13 protein-coding genes and 1 tRNA gene are annotated in these 19,324 nt (G+C 67.3%); 2 read left to right on the top strand and 12 right to left on the bottom strand.

What is annotated here, in order from left to right:
* Positions 1–110: 110 nt before the first annotated feature.
* The 5 genes from FHS02_RS02110 to FHS02_RS02090 form a co-directional block, all read right to left on the bottom strand.
* Positions 111–2,327 carry a xanthine dehydrogenase family protein molybdopterin-binding subunit gene (locus tag FHS02_RS02110; protein ID WP_137312584.1) on the bottom strand — a complete coding sequence of 739 codons (2,217 nt, stop codon included), beginning with the start codon at positions 2,325–2,327 and terminating at the stop codon, positions 111–113.
* On the bottom strand, positions 2,324–3,334 hold the full coding sequence (locus FHS02_RS02105) for an FAD binding domain-containing protein (protein ID WP_137312583.1): 1,011 nt from the start codon (positions 3,332–3,334) through the stop codon (positions 2,324–2,326). Before FHS02_RS02105 ends, FHS02_RS02110 begins: the two co-directional genes overlap by 4 nt.
* On the bottom strand, positions 3,331–3,822 hold the full coding sequence (locus tag FHS02_RS02100) for a (2Fe-2S)-binding protein (RefSeq protein ID WP_137312582.1): 492 nt from the start codon (positions 3,820–3,822) through the stop codon (positions 3,331–3,333). Before FHS02_RS02100 ends, FHS02_RS02105 begins: the two co-directional genes overlap by 4 nt.
* A gap of 590 nt (positions 3,823–4,412) precedes the next feature.
* Complete coding sequence (locus FHS02_RS02095) at positions 4,413–6,671, bottom strand: carboxy terminal-processing peptidase (protein WP_137312581.1); 2,259 nt, start codon at positions 6,669–6,671, stop codon at positions 4,413–4,415.
* Positions 6,672–6,946: 275 nt separating this feature from the next.
* A complete protein-coding gene (locus FHS02_RS02090) occupies positions 6,947–7,501 on the bottom strand; it encodes a thymidine kinase (RefSeq protein ID WP_137312580.1) in 555 nt (184 codons plus the stop codon).
* Positions 7,502–7,694: 193 nt separating this feature from the next.
* On the opposite strand from FHS02_RS02090, the gene FHS02_RS02085 reads away from it, so the two are divergent.
* A complete protein-coding gene (locus FHS02_RS02085) occupies positions 7,695–9,128 on the top strand; it encodes a pyridoxal-phosphate dependent enzyme (protein ID WP_137312579.1) in 1,434 nt (477 codons plus the stop codon).
* Positions 9,125–10,327 (top strand): trans-sulfuration enzyme family protein, encoded by a 1,203-nt coding sequence (locus tag FHS02_RS02080; RefSeq protein WP_137312578.1) that lies wholly within the window; start codon positions 9,125–9,127, stop codon positions 10,325–10,327. Before FHS02_RS02085 ends, FHS02_RS02080 begins: the two co-directional genes overlap by 4 nt.
* A gap of 33 nt (positions 10,328–10,360) precedes the next feature.
* Here FHS02_RS02080 and FHS02_RS02075 read toward each other — a convergent pair whose 3' ends face one another.
* The 7 genes from FHS02_RS02075 to FHS02_RS02045 all read right to left on the bottom strand — a co-directional run bounded on the left by FHS02_RS02075 (position 10,361) and on the right by FHS02_RS02045 (position 19,319).
* Positions 10,361–11,764, bottom strand: a complete 1,404-nt coding sequence (locus tag FHS02_RS02075; RefSeq protein ID WP_137312577.1) for a hypothetical protein — start codon at positions 11,762–11,764, stop codon at positions 10,361–10,363.
* A gap of 128 nt (positions 11,765–11,892) precedes the next feature.
* A complete protein-coding gene (locus FHS02_RS02070) occupies positions 11,893–14,112 on the bottom strand; it encodes a penicillin acylase family protein (RefSeq protein WP_137312576.1) in 2,220 nt (739 codons plus the stop codon).
* A gap of 21 nt (positions 14,113–14,133) precedes the next feature.
* The gene (locus FHS02_RS02065; protein ID WP_137312575.1) at positions 14,134–14,982 is read right to left on the bottom strand and encodes a hypothetical protein; all 849 of its coding nucleotides are present in this window, start codon (positions 14,980–14,982) and stop codon (positions 14,134–14,136) included.
* Between the two features lie 197 nt (positions 14,983–15,179).
* Positions 15,180–15,266, bottom strand: a tRNA-Leu gene (locus FHS02_RS02060).
* A 92-nt stretch (positions 15,267–15,358) separates the two neighbouring features.
* Positions 15,359–16,801 (bottom strand): hypothetical protein, encoded by a 1,443-nt coding sequence (locus FHS02_RS02055; protein WP_137312574.1) that lies wholly within the window; start codon positions 16,799–16,801, stop codon positions 15,359–15,361.
* The gene (locus FHS02_RS02050) at positions 16,798–17,655 is read right to left on the bottom strand and encodes a hypothetical protein (protein ID WP_137312573.1); all 858 of its coding nucleotides are present in this window, start codon (positions 17,653–17,655) and stop codon (positions 16,798–16,800) included. Before FHS02_RS02050 ends, FHS02_RS02055 begins: the two co-directional genes overlap by 4 nt.
* A complete protein-coding gene (locus FHS02_RS02045) occupies positions 17,652–19,319 on the bottom strand; it encodes a hypothetical protein (protein WP_137312572.1) in 1,668 nt (555 codons plus the stop codon). The genes FHS02_RS02050 and FHS02_RS02045 overlap by 4 nt, the downstream gene beginning before the upstream one ends.
* Positions 19,320–19,324: the final 5 nt, after the last annotated feature.

Genomic DNA, 19,324 nt, shown 5'->3' with positions numbered 1-19,324 from the left:
TGGAACACCCGTTGCAAAAAAACCGGTGTCTGTCACCGGTTTTTCTGGAACATCCGTTGCAATAAAACTGGTGTCTGTCACCGGTTTTCGGCGGTCCCGGTTTGTGATGCTCAGCCCAGCAAATCCTCGATCTTCACCGGCAGCGAGCGGATGCGCTTGCCGGTGGCGTGGTACACGGCGGCGGTGATCGCCGGCGCCACGCCCACCAGTCCGATCTCGCCCACGCCCCGCGCGCCATATTCGTTCAACGCCTGGTCCGGGTAGTCGAGGAACGTGACGTCGACGGCCGGCGCGTCCGCGTGCGTGACCACCAGGTAGTCGGCCAGGTTGCCGTTGACCGGCGAGCCGTAGCGTGCGTCGTAATGGGTTTCCTCGAACAGCGCCATGCCGACGCCCATCTGCACGGCGCCTTCGATCTGGTTGCGTGCGGTGCGCGCGTTGACGATTTTGCCGCCGTCGATCACGGATACGACGCGCCGCACGGCCAGGCGGGCCATCGCCGGCTGCCAGGCCACCTCGACGAAATGGGCGCCGAACGAGCGTATCGACACTTCCTTTGCGCGCGGGTCGGCCGCACTGCCCTTCGAGATGCCCTGCCCTTCGACCCGTTCGACACCGGCGCGCCGCAGCACTTCCCCGAACGCCAGCCCGCCCGGCGTCACGCGGCCGCCGGCAAATCGCGGTTCGCCACCTTCCTCCAGCCGGCCCGCCACGTCGAGCAGTTGCCGGATCGCGTGCCGCGCCGCCATCGCCACCGCCGGCACCAGCGACGCGGTCGCCATCGAACCGCCGGACGTCGGCCCGGGCGGCAGGTCGGTGTCGCCGATTTCCACGCTGACCCGCGCGATGTCGACACCCGTTTCATGGGCCGCCATCTGCGCCAGCACCGTATAGGTGCCGGTGCCGATATCCTGCGTGGCCGAGCGCACGCGCACGGTGCCGTCGTCGTGCAGGCTGAGCGACACCTGCGCCTTCGTGCGCGTGCCGGGCCAGGTGGCGCTGGCCATGCCCCAGCCGAGGATGGTGTCGCCGTCGCGCATGGCGCCGATGGCCGGATCGCGGCGCGCCCAGCCGAACCTCTCTGCGCCCAGTTCCAGGCATTCGCGCAAGTGGCGCGACGAGAACGGCACATCCTTCGATTCGTCGCGCGCCGTGTCGTTCACCAGCCGCAGCGCCAGCGGGTCCATGGCCAGGCGGTCGGCCAGTTCATTCATCGCCGATTCCAGCGCGAACATTCCCGGCACCACGCCGGGCCCGCGCATCGCCGTGTTGACGCCCAGGTCGCGCCGGCACGTCGCCGCCGTCACGCGCAGGTTCGGCGTGGCGTAGAGGTAGCCGGTGGCTTCGCCGCACGACTCTTCGGAAACACCGGCGCGCGAATCGTGGTGGATGAAATCGTGCCGCAGCGAGACCAGCCGCCCGTCCGCGCCGGCCGCCAGCCGGATGCGCTGCTGCGTATTGGTGCGGTGGCCGACGTTACGGAACATCATCTGCCGCGTGACGACCAGCTTCACGGGCCGCCCGGCCACCCGGGCCGCCTGCGCCGCCAGCAGCGAATGGGTCCACGGCCACAGCTTGCCGCCAAAGCCGCCGCCCAGGTGCGTGGTGACGACGCGCACGCGCTCTTCCGGCACCTGCAGCATCGCAGCCAGCACGCCGCGATGATTGACGACGGCCTGCGTGGTCTCGTGCACGGTCAGCCGGTCGCCTTCCCAGCGGGCCACGGTGGCGTGCAGCTCCATCGGATTATGCGTCTCGATCGGCGTGCACCAGGTCTCGTCGACCTGCACGGCGGCCCCGTCATATGCCGCTTCGGGGTCGCCCCGTTCGGTGGCCACTTCCGGTTCGCCGTCCGGCGTCATCGCCATGCGCACGTCCGGCGCGGCGGCCGCATAGTCGACACGGACCGCCCGCGCGCCGTCGCGTGCCTGCTCGAATGTATCGGCCAGCACCAGGGCCACGAACTGCCCGTAGTAGCGCACCTCGTCGTCCTGCAGCGGCGGTACCTTCTCGTCGATCTTCAGCCGGCTCTTTTCCGGCAGCCGCGCAATGTTGCCGATGCTCTCGCGGGTCAGGATCGCGTGCACGCCGGGCATGCCGCGCGCCGCGTTGCAGTCGACGTGGCGCACGCTGCCCACGGCAACCGTCGCGCAGACCGGTACCGCCACCAGCATGTCCGGATAATGATGGTCGGCCGTGTAGCGCGCGTGGCCGGTGACCTTCAGCGGCCCCTCCACGCGCGGCAACGCCGCGCCGATGATCTCCTGCGGCAACGCCGCACCGATGATTTCCTGCGGAAGCCCCGCGCCGATGATATCGTCCGTCATTGCAGCGCCTCCCCGGCCACGTTGCGGATAGCCTGGACGATGCAGCGCCGCGCCAGCTCGACCTTGAAGGCATTGCCGGGGCGCGGCTGGGCACCTTCCAGCGCGGCGGCCGCGGCAGCCTCGACACCGGCCACCGTCAGCGGCCGGCCCGCCAGCATGTGCTCGGCCCGCACGGCGCGCCACGGCCGCGTGGCGACGCCGCCCAGCCCGATGCGGATCTGCTCGACGATGCCGCCTTCGGTGCGCAGTACAACGGCGCACGATGCCAGCGCAAATTCGTACGATGCGCGGTCGCGCAGCTTCAGGTAGCCCGAGCGGGTGCCTGGCGGCAGCGGCGGCAACGTCACGTGCGTGACCAGGTCGCCGGGTGCCAGCGGCGTTTCGATGTGCGGCGTTTCACGGGGCAGCAGGTGGAAGTTGGCGATCGGGATCTCGCGCCTGCCATGCAGGCCGGCGATGTGGATGCGCGCTTCGAGCACCACCAGCGCCACGTTCATGTCGGACGGGTTGGTGGCGATGCAATGGTCGCTGGTGCCGAGCAGCGCCAGGTTGCGATGGTAGCCCTCCATCGCGTCGCAGCCGCTGCCCGGCGCGCGCTTGTTGCAGGCCCTGTCCGGATCGCGGAAGTAGACGCAGCGCGTGCGCTGCAGCAAATTGCCGGCCGTCGTCGCCATGTTGCGCAGCTGGCCGGAAGCGCCGGACAGCAGCCCCTCGGACAGCACCGGGTAGCCGAGGCGCACGCGCTCGTCGTGCGCGAGATCGCTGTTGCGCACCGTGGCGCCGATCGACAGGCCGCCGTCCGGCGACACCTCGATGCGGTCCAGCCCCAGGTGCGCGATCTGCACCACGTGGGCGGGATGCTCGACGTCCAGCTTCATCAGGTCCAGCAGCGTCGTGCCGCCGGCCAGGTAGCGCACGGAGGCGCCATGCTGCGCGGTCGGCGACGAGGCACCCAGCAGCACCGCATCTTCCACGCTGGCGGCGCGGCGCAGTTCGAACGGTCTCATTTCCCGGCCTCCCCGCGTACCTGCCGGATCGCGGCAACGATGTTCGCGTAGGCGCCGCAGCGGCACAGGTTCCCGCTCATGCATTCGCGGATCGCCGCGTCGTCGCTGCCGCAGGGCTCGTCCAGCAGCGCCACGGCGGACATGATCTGGCCCGCCGTGCAGTAGCCGCACTGGTAGCCGTCGTGCTGGACAAAGGCAGCCTGCATCGGATGCAGGCGCTCGGGCGAACCGAGCCCTTCGATCGTGGTCACTTCGTCGCCTTCGTGGGCACGTGCGAGCGCCAGGCAGGCGTTGATGCGCCGCCCGTTCAGGTGCACGGTGCAGGCGCCGCACTGGCCATGGTCGCAGCCCTTCTTGGTGCCGGTCAGGTGCAGGTGATCGCGCAGGTAATCGAGCAGCGTGGTGCGCACGTCGACATTCATGTGGTGCTCGACGCCATTGACGACGATGGCCGGCCCCGTCGGCGCCGCCGGTTTGACTGCTTGCATGAGTGAGTCCTTTCCGCCCGTTACACCAGGCTGCTGAAACTCGACTACACGCAAAAACGCCGACGCACGGCGCACGATTGCAGTCCCGGCAATGTTTCCCGAAAAATGGGACGTACCCCATTTTCCGAGCAATGTTTCCTGAAAAACAGGCGGTCCGGCGTTCCGGTCCGTCCCTATTATCCAGGCCAGTTGCGTTCCTGAGAGGCATGCCGGAGCCTGGTGTCGGACACGGCTTTTTGTGTCGGACACCGGTTTTCCGGGGCGTAATGACGCGGACCGCACGCAAAACCGGTGTCCGACACCCATGGGTGTCCGCCATCGGCGACTCATGCTGCACACGCGCTTCAAGCAAAAAAAAAGCCCGCCAAGCTGGCGGGCTGAAGTCTATTTCCTTGGAGGAGAATAGAGGAGACAGGTCAATTATGCTGCGCCGCGCCATATCGTGCAACTGAATTGTAGTGATACTAGATATTGCTGAGCTCTATAACTGCAAATAGTCAGGATTCTGATCGAATGCCGCGGGATGGAAATTGCGCCCATAAAAAAGGGGAGCCCGAAGGCTCCCCAGGAGTCATCCCTGCCGGGAATGATCAGCGGTCCGGCGCGTACGGCAGCACGCGCGAGGCAAGACGGGTATCGGTTTTCAGCAGGCTCACTTCGTCGGCCATGATGTGCACCGCTTCGAGCAGCAGCACGTCCTTGGCGTTCTTGGCGGCTTTTTCCGCTTCCAGTTCGGCGGCCAGCGAACGTTCGTCGCCCTGCAGGCCGTCGTCGGTACGGCTGACGCCCTTGACGGCGGCGGCGGCCTGCTTGGTCTGCTTGGCCCCTGCCGGCTTGGGCGAGACGGCGTTCTTCGCCGCTTCCTTCGGATCGGGCACGAGGATCGGATCGTCCGCGGACGGCGCGGCGGCCAGGCGGGCATCGCGCTGCTTGGCGCGCGCTTCCTGCTCGTCGCGTTCCTTGCGACGTTCCTTCTCGTTCAGCGAGATCAGGTTGTCCTTGCGCTGCTTCTTAATATAGTTGACGTCGTCGACGAGGAACTGGAAGTCCTTGTCCTTCGCCACCCGCGCCTCGTGCTTCTTCGTCAGCAGCGGGATGATGTCCTTCACTTCGCCGGCCGGAATGTAGACGGCCGGCTTGATGACCGTGTACGGCAGCGCGTTGTCGTAGCTCGACTCGCCGAAGTTCTCGGCATCGGACAGCTGCGGCAGCTTGATGTCCGGCGTGACGCCACGCAACTGCGTGGTGCCGCCGTTGATGCGGAAGAACTGCGCCACCGTCATCTTCAGTTCGCCCAGGCGCTGCTTGTCCTGTGCGAAGCGGTCCAGGCTGATCAGCGTCTGCACGGTACCCTTGCCGAAGCTCGGTTCGCCGATGACGACGCCGCGGCCATAATCCTGCACGGCGGCAGCGAAAATCTCGGATGCCGACGCCGAACCGCGGTTGATCAGCACGCCGATCGGGCCATCCCATGCCAGGCCGGGCAGCGTGTCGTTTTCCACCTCCACGCGGCCTTCGGCGCTGCGCTGCTGCACCACCGGGCCCTTGTCGATGAACAGGCCCGTCAGTTCCACCGCCTCGGTCAGCGAGCCGCCGCCGTTGTTGCGCAGGTCGATCAGCACATTGTCGACCTTGTCCTTCTTCAGCTCGCCCAGCAGGCGTGCCACGTCGCGCGTGGCGCTCTTGTAATCCTTGTCGCCGCGGCGCCGCGCTTCGAAGTCCTGGTAGAAGGTCGGCAGCGAGATCACGCCGATGCGGCGTTTCACGGCGCCATCCTTGACTTCCATGATGGTTTTCTTGGCGGACTGCTCTTCCATGCTGATTTTCTTGCGCACCAGCGAGATCATCACCGGCTTGGCATCCGGGCCGGCATCCCCGGGCAGCACCTGCAGGCGCACCTTGGAATCCTTCGGACCGCGGATCTGCTGCACAACGTCGTCGATGCGCCAGCCCAGCACGTCGGTCACCGCGCCGGCATCGCCCTGCGCCACGCCGACGATCCTGTCGCCCACCTTCAGCTTGCCGGACATGCCGGCCGGGCTGCCGGTGACGATCTCGCGGATGACCGTGTATTCGTCACGCGTCTGCAGCACGGCGCCGATACCTTCCAGCGAGAGGCGCATCTGGATATCGAAGTTGTCGGAAGCGCGCGGGCCCAGGTAATTGGTATGCGGCTCGATCGACATCGCATACGCATTCATGAAGATCTGGAACACGTCTTCGCCGTTCAGCTTGCGCGAGCGGGACAGGTAGTTCTCATAACGCTTGTCGAGCGTGTCGCGGATCGCCTTGTCGTCCTTGCCGGCCAGTTTCAGGCGCAGCCAGTCGTTCTTGACGCGCTTGCGCCACAGGTCCTTGATGTCCGCCTCGCTCTTGACCCACTCGGCCTTTTCGCGGTCGTACTGGTAGCTTTCGTCCAGCGTGAAATCGGGCTTGGTCTTCAGCAGTTCGCGTGCATAGGCGATGCGCTCGTTGAAGCGCTGCTGATAAAGATTGTAGATGTCGAACGGCATCTGCAGGTTTTCGCCGACGATCGCATCGTCGAGCTTTGCCTTGGCGCCCGCATATTTATCCAGGTCGGCCTGCACGAAGAACAGCTTTTCGGCATCCAGCGACTTGAAATAGCGGTCGTAGATCTTTTCCGACATCGCATCGTCGAGCGGCGTTGCCTTGTAGTGATAGCGGGACAGCACGCGCGAGGCCCACAGCGCGGCCTGCGTCTGCTGGGCAGCGGGTTTGAGTTGCTCGACGGCGGCCTTGTCGGCGGCTTTGTCGGCCGCGGGGGCGGCGTGACCATAAGCGGACAGGAAAGCCAGCGACATCGCGACCAGCAGCGTTTGCTTCTTCATCGGCATGCTCCGAATTCTAAAATAACGATTTGCGGACAGGCCCAATCATTTCAAGCCTGCTTGCGGCTTATTCTACAGGAGACACGGGCATGATTCGCCACTCACGCTTAAGGTCGTATTAAAGATCGCGCAGCGGCCGCCAATTGAATGACCGGAATGCAAAAACTTGTAAATCCGTTACAGCCGGATATAAACAAATGTTAATCCGGCTTGCAATACGCTCACTGGAAACGCACTGAAGGCTGACGAAGGCTTACAGAAGGCTTGCCGGAGGCTTAGTGGCCGCCGCTATAAAAACAGCGCCCGCATGCCTGCAGATAGCGCTCGTTGCCGCCGATGGCGATCTGCGCACCCTCGCGCAGGCGCTTGCCGTGCTCATCCACGCGAATGTTCATCGTGGCCTTCTTGCCGCACGTGCAGATATTCTTCAGCTCCTCGATCGTATCGGCCAGCGCCAGCAGATATATCGAGCCGGGGAACGGTTCGCCGCGGAAATCGGTGCGCAAGCCATAACAGATCACCGGCACGCCTTTCACCTGCGCCAGCTGGTGCAATTGCTGCACCTGCGGCACGGAAAGGAATTGCGCCTCGTCGACGAGCACGCAGGCCACCTTGTCGATGGCAAGGAAATCGGTGGCGGCATCGAAGGTTTCCACGTCGCGCTGCAAACCCAGCCGCGAAGTGATCTTGCCCACGCCGAAGCGGTCGTCGATCGCGGCGGTAAACAACCGCACCGACTGGCCCTGCTCTTCGTAATTATGGGCGACCTGCAGCATCGCGGTGGATTTGCCTGCATTCATTGCAGAGTAACGGAAATAGAGTTTTGCCACTGCCAGCCTGCTGTAAAAAAATGTAATCCCGGATTATAAGACAGCACCCGGCTAGGACAGCCCCCGGCCCGCCCGCCGCCGCTGGCACCTGCCCGTGAATCGGCGCATACTGCGCGAACACCGTCCACGGCCGCATCACGGCCCGCGGACCATTTTTTTCATTCGCGATCTTTCGATCCCACGAGGAGAGACCATGGCGAACACCCCTGCAACTGCAACTGCACACACCCTGGCCGCCGTACCCGGCCCCACGTCCGGACCGGATCCCATTCCCGCGCTGTACGGCCTGATCGGCAATACCCCGCTGGTCGAAGTGACCCGGCTGGATACCGGTCCCTGCCAGCTGTTCCTGAAACTCGAATCGCAGAACCCCGGCGGCTCCATCAAGGACCGCATCGCGCTGGCGATGATCGAGGCGGCCGAGCGCGACGGCCGGCTGCGGCCGGGCGGCACGATCGTCGAGGCCACGGCCGGCAACACCGGCCTGGGCCTCGCACTGGTCGGCCGCATCAAGGGCTACCGCGTGGTGCTCGTCGTGCCGGACAAGATGGCCACCGAAAAAGTGCTGCACCTGAAGGCGCTGGGCGCCGAGATCCACATCACCCGCTCGGACGTCGGCAAGGGCCACCCCGAGTACTACCAGGACCAGGCCGCGCGGCTGGCGGCGGACATCCCCGGCGCCTTCTATGCCGACCAGTTCAACAACCCGGCCAATCCGCTGGCGCACGAAACCACCACCGGCCCGGAACTGTGGCAGCAAAGCGGCCGGCAGCTCGACGCGATCGTCGTCGGCGTCGGCTCTTCCGGCACGCTGACCGGCCTGTCGCGCTATTTCGCCAGGGCCAATCCCGACCTGGCATTCGTGCTGGCCGATCCGAAAGGGTCCATCCTCACGGAATTCCTGCGCACCGCCCGCGTGCCGGAAACCAGCGGTTCGTGGGCGGTGGAAGGCATCGGCGAGGATTTCGTGCCGTCGATCGCCGATTTTTCCCGGGTGAAACAGGCCTACACGATCACCGACCAGGAAAGCTTCGACAGCGCCCGCGCCCTGGTGCGCGCCGAAGGCATCATCGGCGGCTCGTCGACCGGCACGCTGCTCGCCGCGGCGCTGAAATACTGCCGCGAGCAGACCGAACCGAAGCGCGTGGCCACCTTCGTCTGCGATACCGGCACGCGCTACCTGTCGAAGATGTACAACGACGGCTGGATGTTCGACCAGGGCCTGATCGCCCGGCCGCCCACCGGCGACCTGCGCGACCTGATCGGCCGCCGCTACGATGCCGGCGAAGTCGTCAGCGTGGCGCCGTCGGACACGCTGCTGGTCGCGTTCAACCGGATGCGCGCCGCCGACCTGGCGCAGCTTCCCGTGCTTGAGAACGGCAAGCTGGCCGGCATCATCGATGAATCTGACCTGCTGCTGAAGGTGGGGAATGAGGCCGGGAGGTTTTCCGGCCGCGTCGGCGACACGATGACGGCGCGCCTGGAAACGCTGCGCCCCGGCGACAGCATGCAGGCGCTGCGCAGCACGATCGACCGTGGCCTGACGGCCGTGGTGGCCGATGGCGACCGCTTCTACGGCCTGATCACCCGCTACGACCTCCTCAACCACCTGCGCAGGACACTATGAGCCCAGCCGACGACGAGCAACCCACGCAGCAGCAGGAGCAGCAACAACTCGCCACCCGCGTGATCCACGCCGGGCAGGCGCCCGATCCATCGACGGGCGCGATCATGCCGCCGATCTATGCCACGTCCACGTTCGTGCAGCAAAGCCCCGGCGTGCACAAGGGCCTCGATTACGGCCGCTCGCACAACCCCACGCGCTGGGCCTTCGAGCGCTGCGTGGCGGACCTGGAAGGCGGCGCGCAGGGCTACGCGTTCGCCTCGGGCCTGGCCGCGATCTCCACCGTGCTCGAACTGCTGGACGCCGGCTCCCACATCGTGGCCGGCGACGACATGTACGGCGGCAGCTACCGCCTGTTCGAACGGGTGCGCCGCCGCAGCGCCGGCCACGCATTCACGTATGCCGATCTCACCAACCCGGAAAACCTGCTGGCCGCGCTGCGGCCCGAAACAAGAATGGTGTGGGTCGAAACGCCGACCAACCCGATGCTGAAACTGGCCGACCTGGAGGCCATCGCCCGCATCTGCCGCGAGCGCAGCATCATCGCGGTGGCCGACAACACCTTCGCCAGCCCGATCGTGCAGCGCCCGCTGGAACACGGCTTCGACATCGTCGTGCATTCGGCCACCAAGTACCTGAACGGGCACTCGGACATCATCGGCGGCATCGCCGTCGTCGCCGGCGGCGAGCGCCAGGCCGCATGGCGCGAGGGACTGGGCTTCCTGCAGAATTCGGTCGGCGCGATCCTGGGCCCGTTCGACAGCTTCCTCGCCCTGCGCGGCGTGAAGACGCTGGCGATCCGCCTGGAGCGCCATTGCGCCAGCGCGCTGGAGCTGGCCCAATGGCTGGAACGGCAGCCGCGCGTGCGCAAGGTGTTTTATCCGGGCCTTGCATCGCACCCGCAGCACGCGCTGGCGCGCCGCCAGATGAACGGCTTCGGCGGCATCATCTCGGTCGACCTGGACACGGACCTCGCCGGCGCACGCCGCTTCCTGGAGCGCTGCGAAGTGTTCGCGCTGGCCGAGAGCCTGGGCGGCGTGGAAAGCCTGATCGAGCACCCGGCGCTGATGACGCATGCGACCATCCCCGCCGCGCAGCGCGCGCAGCTGGGCATCGGCGATGGCCTGGTCAGGCTGTCGGTGGGCATCGAGGACGTGGGCGACCTGCGGCGCGACCTGGCCGCCGCGCTGGCCGCGATCTGACGCCGGCGCTCCCGCAGGTAGCCGTGCGCCCGGCTACTGGCCGGCGTCGCCCCGCTTCCGCTCGTCGGTATGGAACACCCGTCGCACGAAGTTCTCCAGTGCCTGGAACACCCCTTCGACGCCGAAGCCGGCGATGAACGACAGCGCGGAACCCGACAGCGCCCACGCATCCAGCAAACCCTGCGATTCGCCGGAGGCCGCGCCGGAAGGATTGATGAACAGGCCGATGCAGGCGCCGATCGTGCCGCCCAGCGCCAGTTGCAATAGCGCCAGCGTGGAGTCGCGCGGCGACAGCAGGCTTTCGCGCATGCGTTCCCACAGCCGCCTGACCACCGCCGCACCGGCACCCAGCATGCCGTAGGCCAGCGGCAGGAACGACGTGCCGACCACCAGCGTGACGATGCGCGCCATTTCCTCGGTGCCGCGCCGCCGCACGCTGGCCTCTTCCGCATCGCGCGTGCTCGCCGGCTCGGGAGTGTAGAAGACGCTGTAGAACGCGCGCCACGGCGCCAGCCATTCGCGCAGGTTCTGCCGCACCGCCCGGCGTTCCTCGCGCAGCGCCTCGGCGCGGTCGCAGTACTGGTATTCCTCGGTGGTGCGGTAGCGCGGCTTGCCGTCCGGTCCCAGGAGCGCGCAAAAGCGCACCGGCTCCGGATCGCGCGCCAGCCGGCCCGTCGCATCGGCCGCCATCAGGCGGGCCCGCTCGTCGGCCGTGTATTTCAGCTCGGCGGTGGAAATCTCCGCGCGCAGTGCGCTGGTGCGGGTGCGCACGGCATCGAGGTGTTCCAGGATCACGTTCCCCGCGGTCACGTGCCACGACAGCGCGCACGTCAGCGCCAGCGACAGCAGCAGGAACAGCACCAGCCACAGCACGCGGCGGTTGAAATTGATCGCCACGCCGATCAGGCCCGGGTAGGCGTAGCGGGCCAGCGTCACGCGCGTGGGCTTGTCCCACATCGGACCGCCATGGCCCCGCGGCGGCGACTCGGACGGCGGCTTGACGGGCCGCCGGAATACCTCACAAAACAGCCGGCGCACCGCGTTCATCTTCTTGCGCCGGTCTTCCTCGCCGACGACGAGGATCGTGAACGCCACCGAGAGCCCGGTGGCCGGCCGCGCCACGGCGTTCAGCATATCCTTCGCGCGCATCAGCGCCACGGCCTGCTCCAGGCGCAGCTTCGGATCGGTGGCCGGCGTCAGGCCGATCTCGCAGATGGTACGGATGATCTGGGCCGGGTCGGCGCCCGCCGCGGCGCGCAGGTCCTTGTCCCAGCGGCCTGAGATATGGTCGAGCAGCAGGAAGACATCGTACAGCTCGCGCACGAAGATGAATTCCTCGAGCCGGAGCGTCTCGCCGCCCGGCACCGCGCCGGGTTCGGGGGCGTTGCCGGGTATCGGGGCGTTGTCGGGTACAGGCTCGTCATCGGTTGCAGCCATCGCATGCTCCACCGTGCTGGTGGACCGATTCTACGCCCGCCGCTACTACAAAACCGGTGACAGGCACCGGTTTTCCTGAAACATTTCAAAATAACCGGAGCCTGTCACCGGTTTTTGTCGCCGGTTTTCTACAGCCCGGGGTGGTACTCGCGTTCCAGGTTCTTCCGCACGTCGTCCTTGTAGAACAGCACGTCCTTGAACTCGCCCCGCGCGTACATTTCCGCCTGGTCGCTGAAGTGCGGCGACGCCGGATCGCCGCTTTGCCCGCCGGCCAGGATGCTCTTCGCGCGGATCTTCGGCCCGAACTCGACGGCCGCCACGAAGCTGTTGCCACGCTCGCCGTAGATGCGCTTCGTGGTTTGCGGCGACGTCATGCCGTAGGCCGCCAGAGCGCCCCAGTTGCCCGAGGCGTACGGCACGGGGATGCTCGGCTTGCTGTCGTCGAACGGCTGCACGATGTCGCCGGTCAGGCGCTGGAAGCGGTTGATTTCGCCCCAGGGCGTTTGCCACTTGCCGAACGCGCTCTCCAGCGTGGCCGATGCGCGGGTCAATGCCTCCAGCCGCTGCGCAGGCGTGATGCGCGTCTCGGCGTATTCCAGCACCGGGATGCCGGCTTCTTTCGCCGCCGGACCGTGGGTCTTGACGAGATCCTGCAGCCAGTAGATGCCGAGCGAGGTCGGCACCGACGCCAGCGCATAGCGCATGTCCCAGCCGCGCAGCTCGGCGATCTGCCCTGCCAGCCCGGCCTTCTGCGGCGAACCGGCCGGCAGTTCGTCGTACGCGCGCAGCAGCAGCGGCAGCAGCGGCTCGAACGCCGTCAGCTGGCTGTCGTAGGCGGCGGCGATCAGCGACTCCAGCGTGAAGTCCTTCCTGTCCTGCAGCACGCGCACGGCGTGGATGCCGCGCGGGTTCTCGGGGTTCATCGACATGTAGGCCGGATAATCCTGCCGGCGCGGGCTGTACGGCCCGGCCGCCGAATAGGGCCAGTTGTTGGTGTTCTGGATCCAGCCGTTCTTCGGATTGAACAGCCGGATCGTTTCGTCCACGCCGTGCAGGCCCTGCCAGTCGGTGGCGGGATCGCTGCCGTCGACCGGCCTGGTGTAGTCGAAGCGCGGATCGCGTTTCGGGATGAAATTACCGTGGAAATAGGCGATGTTGCCGTCCCCATCCGCATACACGGTATTGTTCGACGAATTGGTGCGCAGCTCCATCGCTTTCCAGAACGCCTTGTAATCGCGCGCCTTGGTGCGCAGGTACGACTGCTGCAGCGCCTTCAGCGGCTGGTTCATCAGCGCCACCGACACCCACTTGTCGCCCTCGCGCCGCACCACCGGACCGTGGTGCGTGAAGTACGCGGTGACCTTCTTTTCGGCCATCCCGCCCGGCACCCTGAACGGCAGCGCGATCTCGATTTCGCGCACCGGCCGCAGCTCCTTGCCGTACTGGTACCAGTACTTGCCGTCCTTCTTCGTGACGGTTTCAAGGAACTCGTCGATGACGTCGCCGCCGCCGGAGGTGTGCATCCACCCCAGCCGGTCGTTGAACCCCTGGTATACGAAGAACTGCCCCCACGTCACCGCGCCATAGGCATTCAGCCCCGTTTCGCTGACCACGTGGATCTCGGGACGGAAATAGAACGATGTATGCGGATTGATCATCAGCAGCGCGTTGCCGCTCCTGCTGAGCCCCGGCGCGATGGCGAAACCGTTCGAGCCGCCCGGTTCCCGCTCTTCTGCGCTGCGCTCACCAACTGCCGGCGCGGTGGCCAGTATCGGGATATCCGCATAAAAGCGCTGCAAGGCCGGCACGTCCACCTCCTCGATGTCGCCGCCGATACTGCCCTCGGAAAAGCTGAGCGCCATCCACGGCTCGAAGCGCGTCAGCAATTGCGGCTTGACCTGCGGGTGCGTGTGCAGGTACCAGTTCAGGCCATCGGCCCACGCGTTCATCAGCTTCTTCAGCCATGCCGGACTGGCCTTGTATTGCACCTTCAAGTCGTCGGGCCGGATGAAGAGCTTCATCCGCAGGTCGTCGTACAGCGCCTTCTCGCCTTCCACCTCGGCCATGCGGCCCAGCGCCGTGATGAAATTGCGCTCGACGCGCCGGAAATCGTCTTCCGCCTGCGCATACAGCATGCCGAACACCGCGTCCGCATCCGTCTTGCCGTACACGTGCGGGATGCCCCACTTGTCGCGCAGGATGGTCACCCGCTTTGCCTGCGCCTGCAGGCGCAGCACTTCGGCGGCATCGAGCCTGGTTGCCTGCGGCGTGGCGGGCGCCGCGACCGCAGCGACAGGAATCAGGCAGGCAAGCGCCAGGCAGGTCGGTACGGCGGCGGTTCTCGGCATTTCGGGCCTTTCGATGGTTGGTTACGAGGCGTCGACGAGCTGGTCGATGCGCTCGCGCAGTTCGGCATTCTCGGCGCGCAGCGCCGAAATCTTCGCCTTCAGTTCGGCCACTTCGGCGCGCAGGTGCTCCACTTCGGTCAGCGGCTGGTCCGGCTGCGACGGTGTCTCGCCGCCGTCTTCCCACGGCGCCGGCTTGGCCGGCTTGACGGGACGCGACGCGGCGCGCTGCTCGCGCACTTCCTTGGCGGCCTGCTGCAGCGACTTCTTGCCGCCGGCGACGGCGTTCACCTGCTCTTCGGCCGGCAGCGTGGCCACCGTGGCGGCCGCGTTGATCGAAATGGTGCCGGTGCGGACGGCTTCCACCAGCTCCGGCGTGGCGGTCTTCTGGATCTTCTCGATCTGCGAAATGGTATTGCTGGACAGGCGCGCCGCGCGGGCGATGTCCTCGCGCGACGTGCGCACCTTCGGCGCCACCGGCTCGGCATCGGAATCGGGCGGTGCGATGGCCGCATCCTCGGCCTTGATGCGCGCGGCATCCTCTTCCAGGCGCTTGGCGAGGATGTCCTTCTTGCGCAGCGCCAGCACGCCGCGCTGGAAATCGGACACGCTGCGGCGGCCCAGGTGATTGTCGATCATCCACAGCATCACGTCTTCCATGCTCTGGAAGCGTTCGTTCTGCACGACCCGGAACGGGATGCCGTGCTGCTGGCAGATGGCATAGCGGTTATGGCCGTCGACGAGCACGTCGCCCCACAGCACGAGCGCATCGCGGCACCCTTCGGCCAGCAGGCTGCGTTCGAGCGCCTCGTGCTCCGCCTCGGTCAGCGGCTCGATATAGGCGCGCAGCATGTCATTGATCTGGATTTGCATGATTGGTGTTCCTTGAGAAAGCAAGCGGCACGCGCAAGGCGTGCCGGCCAGCATGCTACACCAATCGCCCGCGGGGGTACAGGACGGGCAGCATCGCAATTTTTTGCACATGCGCCTGGAATGATGAAGGCGAGCGGGAGAATTGCGGAAGTAGGTACGACGGTAGTGAGCACTCCGCCTGAAAGCCGCTTATAGACTGGTGCCCCGGGCCGGAATCGAACCGGCACGCCCTTGCAAGCAACGGATTTTAAGTCCGGTGTGTCTACCAGTTTCACCACCGGGGCACAGCCCGCCATTATGACATGTCTTCACGCCAACTTCCAGTGCTGCCGTGCTGCCGACGCATTACCGCACCCTCCCTGCTTGACCGATCCGATCAGGCCGTCAGTGCAAGCAGCCAGGCCAGTACCATCATGCCGAGCAGCAGCATGGCGGTGCGACGCAGGTCCTTCCACCGCAGCAGCAGGAAGGCGAGCAGCCACAGGAAGGTGCCAATCGTCGTGACAGCGAACAGAATGCCCGCCGCCGGCACCGAAGCATTGACGGCCGCCACCGGGAGCAGCAGCACATAGATCACGATCATCGCCGTGCCGGCCCGCTTCATCCATCGCCGGGAGCGGGGCATGATGCCGGGGTCGGCGGGCGACGGACGGGGCTGCGCTGGCTGGGGCTGCTGTGGTGGCTGCGCTGGCTGGGGCTGGCGCGGCTGCGGCCCGGATGGCGGTGCCTGCGGCGGCGGCCGCGGCCCTCGCGGCGTGCGCGGGCCGATCACGCGACCTGGCCGGTGCCGCCACAGGAGCAGGCCGCCCCAGGCCAGCAGCAACGAAATCAGCATGGAGCGCTGATGCAGGCTCGCTGCCGCATAGGTCCCGTTGACGAGGGCGGCACATGCCAGGGTGGTGACCCACCAATCGCCAATCAGTGCGCGCGGCCCCTTCCGGCACAGCCACAGCAGCGTGCCGTGCAGGGCCAGCGTCATCAGCCATACATATCCGTGTCCGAGCATTCCTTCCGGGACGATCGCCAGCAGCACGAGCATCAGGCCATACGCCGCGGCGACGACCTGCGCCAGCGCCAGCGCCCACATCTGGCGGCTCGCGCTCCACTGCTTCAGCACACGGTAGATAAGCGTGCTGGCGGCTCCGGTCAGCAGCGCGCAGACCACCACCGCCCATTGCACCTGGTTGTACATGTTGACATCGACCCATACACCAACGCCGAACACGGCCAGCGCCGACAACAGCCAGGCGCCCAGCACGGCGCGGGAGAATGCGCCGTGCGAATCGCGCACGGTGCCGCTGTCGAGCAGGCAGATCACCTCGGGCGATACCCTGGCGGCCATGGCGCGCCAGCTTGCGCTGTCCGGGAACCGGACCCGCTTGCGGCCCTCGACGACAGCTTCCGAACCGGGTGTGCCGACGATCATCGCGCCATTGGCAATGTCGAACGGGGCGCACGGCTTGCCATCGACCACCAGCCGGACCTTCAGCTGCGTCCGCGGCTGGTCCACCGCGGCCGGTGTTCCCGGCACATTGTCCAGAACATTGAGCGGCAACCGTCCGCGGCAAGCCGACAGCGTTGCGCACAGGCTGTCCGCCGTCGTACCGCCCGCCAGCGCGGGATCGTCGAGGTCGACCACCCACAGCGCCGAAAACCCGTCGACGCCGCTGGCATCCAGGGCCCGCGCCGCATTCGGGCCTGCCATCGCCTTTGCACGCCGCAACTGGGCCAGGCCGCCCGCGCTGTGCGCGGGGTCGTCGTCCTGTTCCGGCAGGCGCGGCCAGGGATTGAACGCGTCGCGTGGCGTTTCCAACGTCATGGCGCCTCTCCCGAGATGGCCGCGAGCGGCGCGATGATGTCGGCCTGGACAAACCCGACCACGGCTGCCCAGTAGGCCAGTGCCGCATAGGTCTCGGCGGCGAAACGGTTGCGCACCTGGCGGCACGGCGCCGCACGCAGCAGCGGCAAGGGCCGCCACGTCTCGTCGATCAGCAGGTCCAGCCGGATCGTGCCGTCGCGATCCCAGAGCAGCTCGAATTCATGGGCCTGTCCCAATTCGTCGAGCCGGTGCTGGCCAAAATCGAGCGATTCGCCGTCCAGCAGCAGGCGCGGCATGACGAGCCGCTCGCCGGCCTGGCGGCCGAAGCGCTTCCTTGCCGGCAGCCGGCCCTGCGCGGCAACAAGCGGCTGATGGCCCTTGCCGTGCTCCCATGCCAGCTCGGCCCACGCCCGGCACTCGCGCCATTGCGAGACGAATTCCGCCGCGGCCGGGGCGTTGCCTTCGAGCCCCCAGCCCAGCAGGGCGAACGCCCGGCACGCGTCCAGCATATATTCCGCGCCGTCCAGCCCGGACAGCCGCAGCGTCGCGTCGTGTATGTCGGCCTGTGCGGCGAACGCCAGCGTACGCAGGGCCACCGCCCAGCGCGCGGCGCGTGGCAGCATGCCTGGCTCCACTGCGGCCTCCGCCGGGTCCGCCGGCGCCCAGGGGCCGCCGGAATGCAGGCTGAGGCTGCCCTTCAGTTCGGCGGCAGGAAAGTCGTCGAGTCCTTCGTCGTCCGCGCGGCAGAGCACCATCCCGCCGCGGGTCAGCCACGCGCTGGCCTGGACGGCATGGCGCGTGCCGGCCGCTTCGAGCGCCAGCGCGGTGGCACCAATTTCGATGTGCGCGTTCATGGCCCGCCCTCCTCCAGCGCCCGCAATGCCGCACGCAGTTCCGGCACGCGCCGCTCCCGCAGGCGGCGAAGGGCCGCGGCGCCGGCCTCCAGGCGCTTCAGGAGCGAGCCCGCATCGCGCACCTGGGATTCGGCGAGCTGGCGTTCCCGGGCACCGCTGCCCGGGTTGCCTGCCGGCGCCGCTGCCTCGGCCAACAGCGCCAGCGCGCGCCGGATCGACCGTTCGCCATGGTCGGCAAGCTGCTGGCGCCACTCCTGCCACGCAAGTTCGCCGCGCTTGCGCAGCAGATCGCGCAACTGCGTCTTGCCCCGCTCCAGCACGGTTTTCTCGGCCAGCATCGATTTTCGCCAGAACGTGTACACCGAGACCAGGATGGCAAGCACGAGCACCAGCGCGCCTACGCCCCAGTATTCGTTCGCCAACCCTTTCAGCTCGGTATTCATCGAGATGCCGAACATGGTGAGGAAGCCCAGCGGCCCCAGTATTGCCATTGGCGCGCGCGTGACTTCCTTGGCGAAGCGACCGATGGCGGCAAGATAGTCGCCGCGGCGCCAGCGCGCCCCTGGCGACACATCGATGCGGCCAAGGGGCTGCAGGTCGTCGAGCGCGCCCGCCTTGCGCGCCAGCGCCAGGGTCGCGGCGGCCGGCAGTGGCGGCACCAACAGGTCGTCGGGCGCCGCACGTCCCGACGCCGCGTCGCCGCGCGCGCAGAGGAAGGCCTGCCGGCTACGGCGCGGCAACCGGACCGCTGCGGCCTGCATCAGCTGCCATGTCTCGAAGCGCAGGTAGCTGGCCAGCACCGCCAGGTCCGCATCGCGCAACGACACTATCTCGAAATCCGGGTCGATATCGGGAATCGCGTGTGTAGATGCCAGCCGCTGGATGACCAGTACGTCCGCGCGCCGCACGATCTCGGCCCACTGGGTCGTCCAGTGCCGCTCCAGTTCCGCGAGCGTCCGCCCGTACTCCTCGCGCAGGTGCCGCCCCAGCGCTTCGATCCGCTCGGCAGCACTCGCCGGCAGCCCCTCGTCGAGCCGGCGCAGCAGTTGCTCGCCGGCGATGCGCTGCAGGTGCAGTTGCCGCGCCCGGCGTGCCGCGGCCTGCAGCAGCCGCCGCGCGTCCAGTTCCAGTGCGTCGATGCGCTGCAGCGCCATGTTGCTTGCCGGTGCCAGCGCGGCATCGGGCTGGCCGCCGTCCGTGCGCAAGTCGTTGCGGTGGGTGCGCAGTTCGTCCTCCGTCGCATCGAGCTCCGCGTCCAGCCGTTCCACACGGCGCTGGTGCGCCCGGTCCGGCGGCGGTGCACGGTCCCGCGGCGCGTCCGCCCCGGCCGGAGGTGCGGCACTACGCTTGCGCTGGCCTGCCAGGGCGTCGCTGCGCTGCTGCAGCGCCTGCTCGATCTCCTTCAGGCGGCCGGCCAGCGCATCGTCGGCGCCGTCGAGCAGGACGGCGTCGTCCAGCCGGCGCCGCAGCGAGGCGGCCAGACGCTCGGCCGCCGGCCGGGCGGCAGGGTCGACTTCCTGCGCACGGCGCTCCATCTCGGCCAGCTTGGCGCGGTCGCTCCTGCGCCGCGCCAGCCTGGCACGCTCGGCGGCGGCGTCGCGGCGCAGACGGGCCATGTCTTCCTGCAGTGCGCCAGCGTCTTCCCGGTTGTCCAGCGTATCCATCGCAG

The sequence above is a fragment of the Pseudoduganella umbonata genome, from assembly GCF_014192225.1.
Classification (GTDB): Bacteria; Pseudomonadota; Gammaproteobacteria; order Burkholderiales; family Burkholderiaceae_D; genus Rugamonas; species Rugamonas umbonata.
Note: the sequence above shows the minus strand (reverse complement) of the source record. Positions and strands in the feature narration are given on the sequence as shown.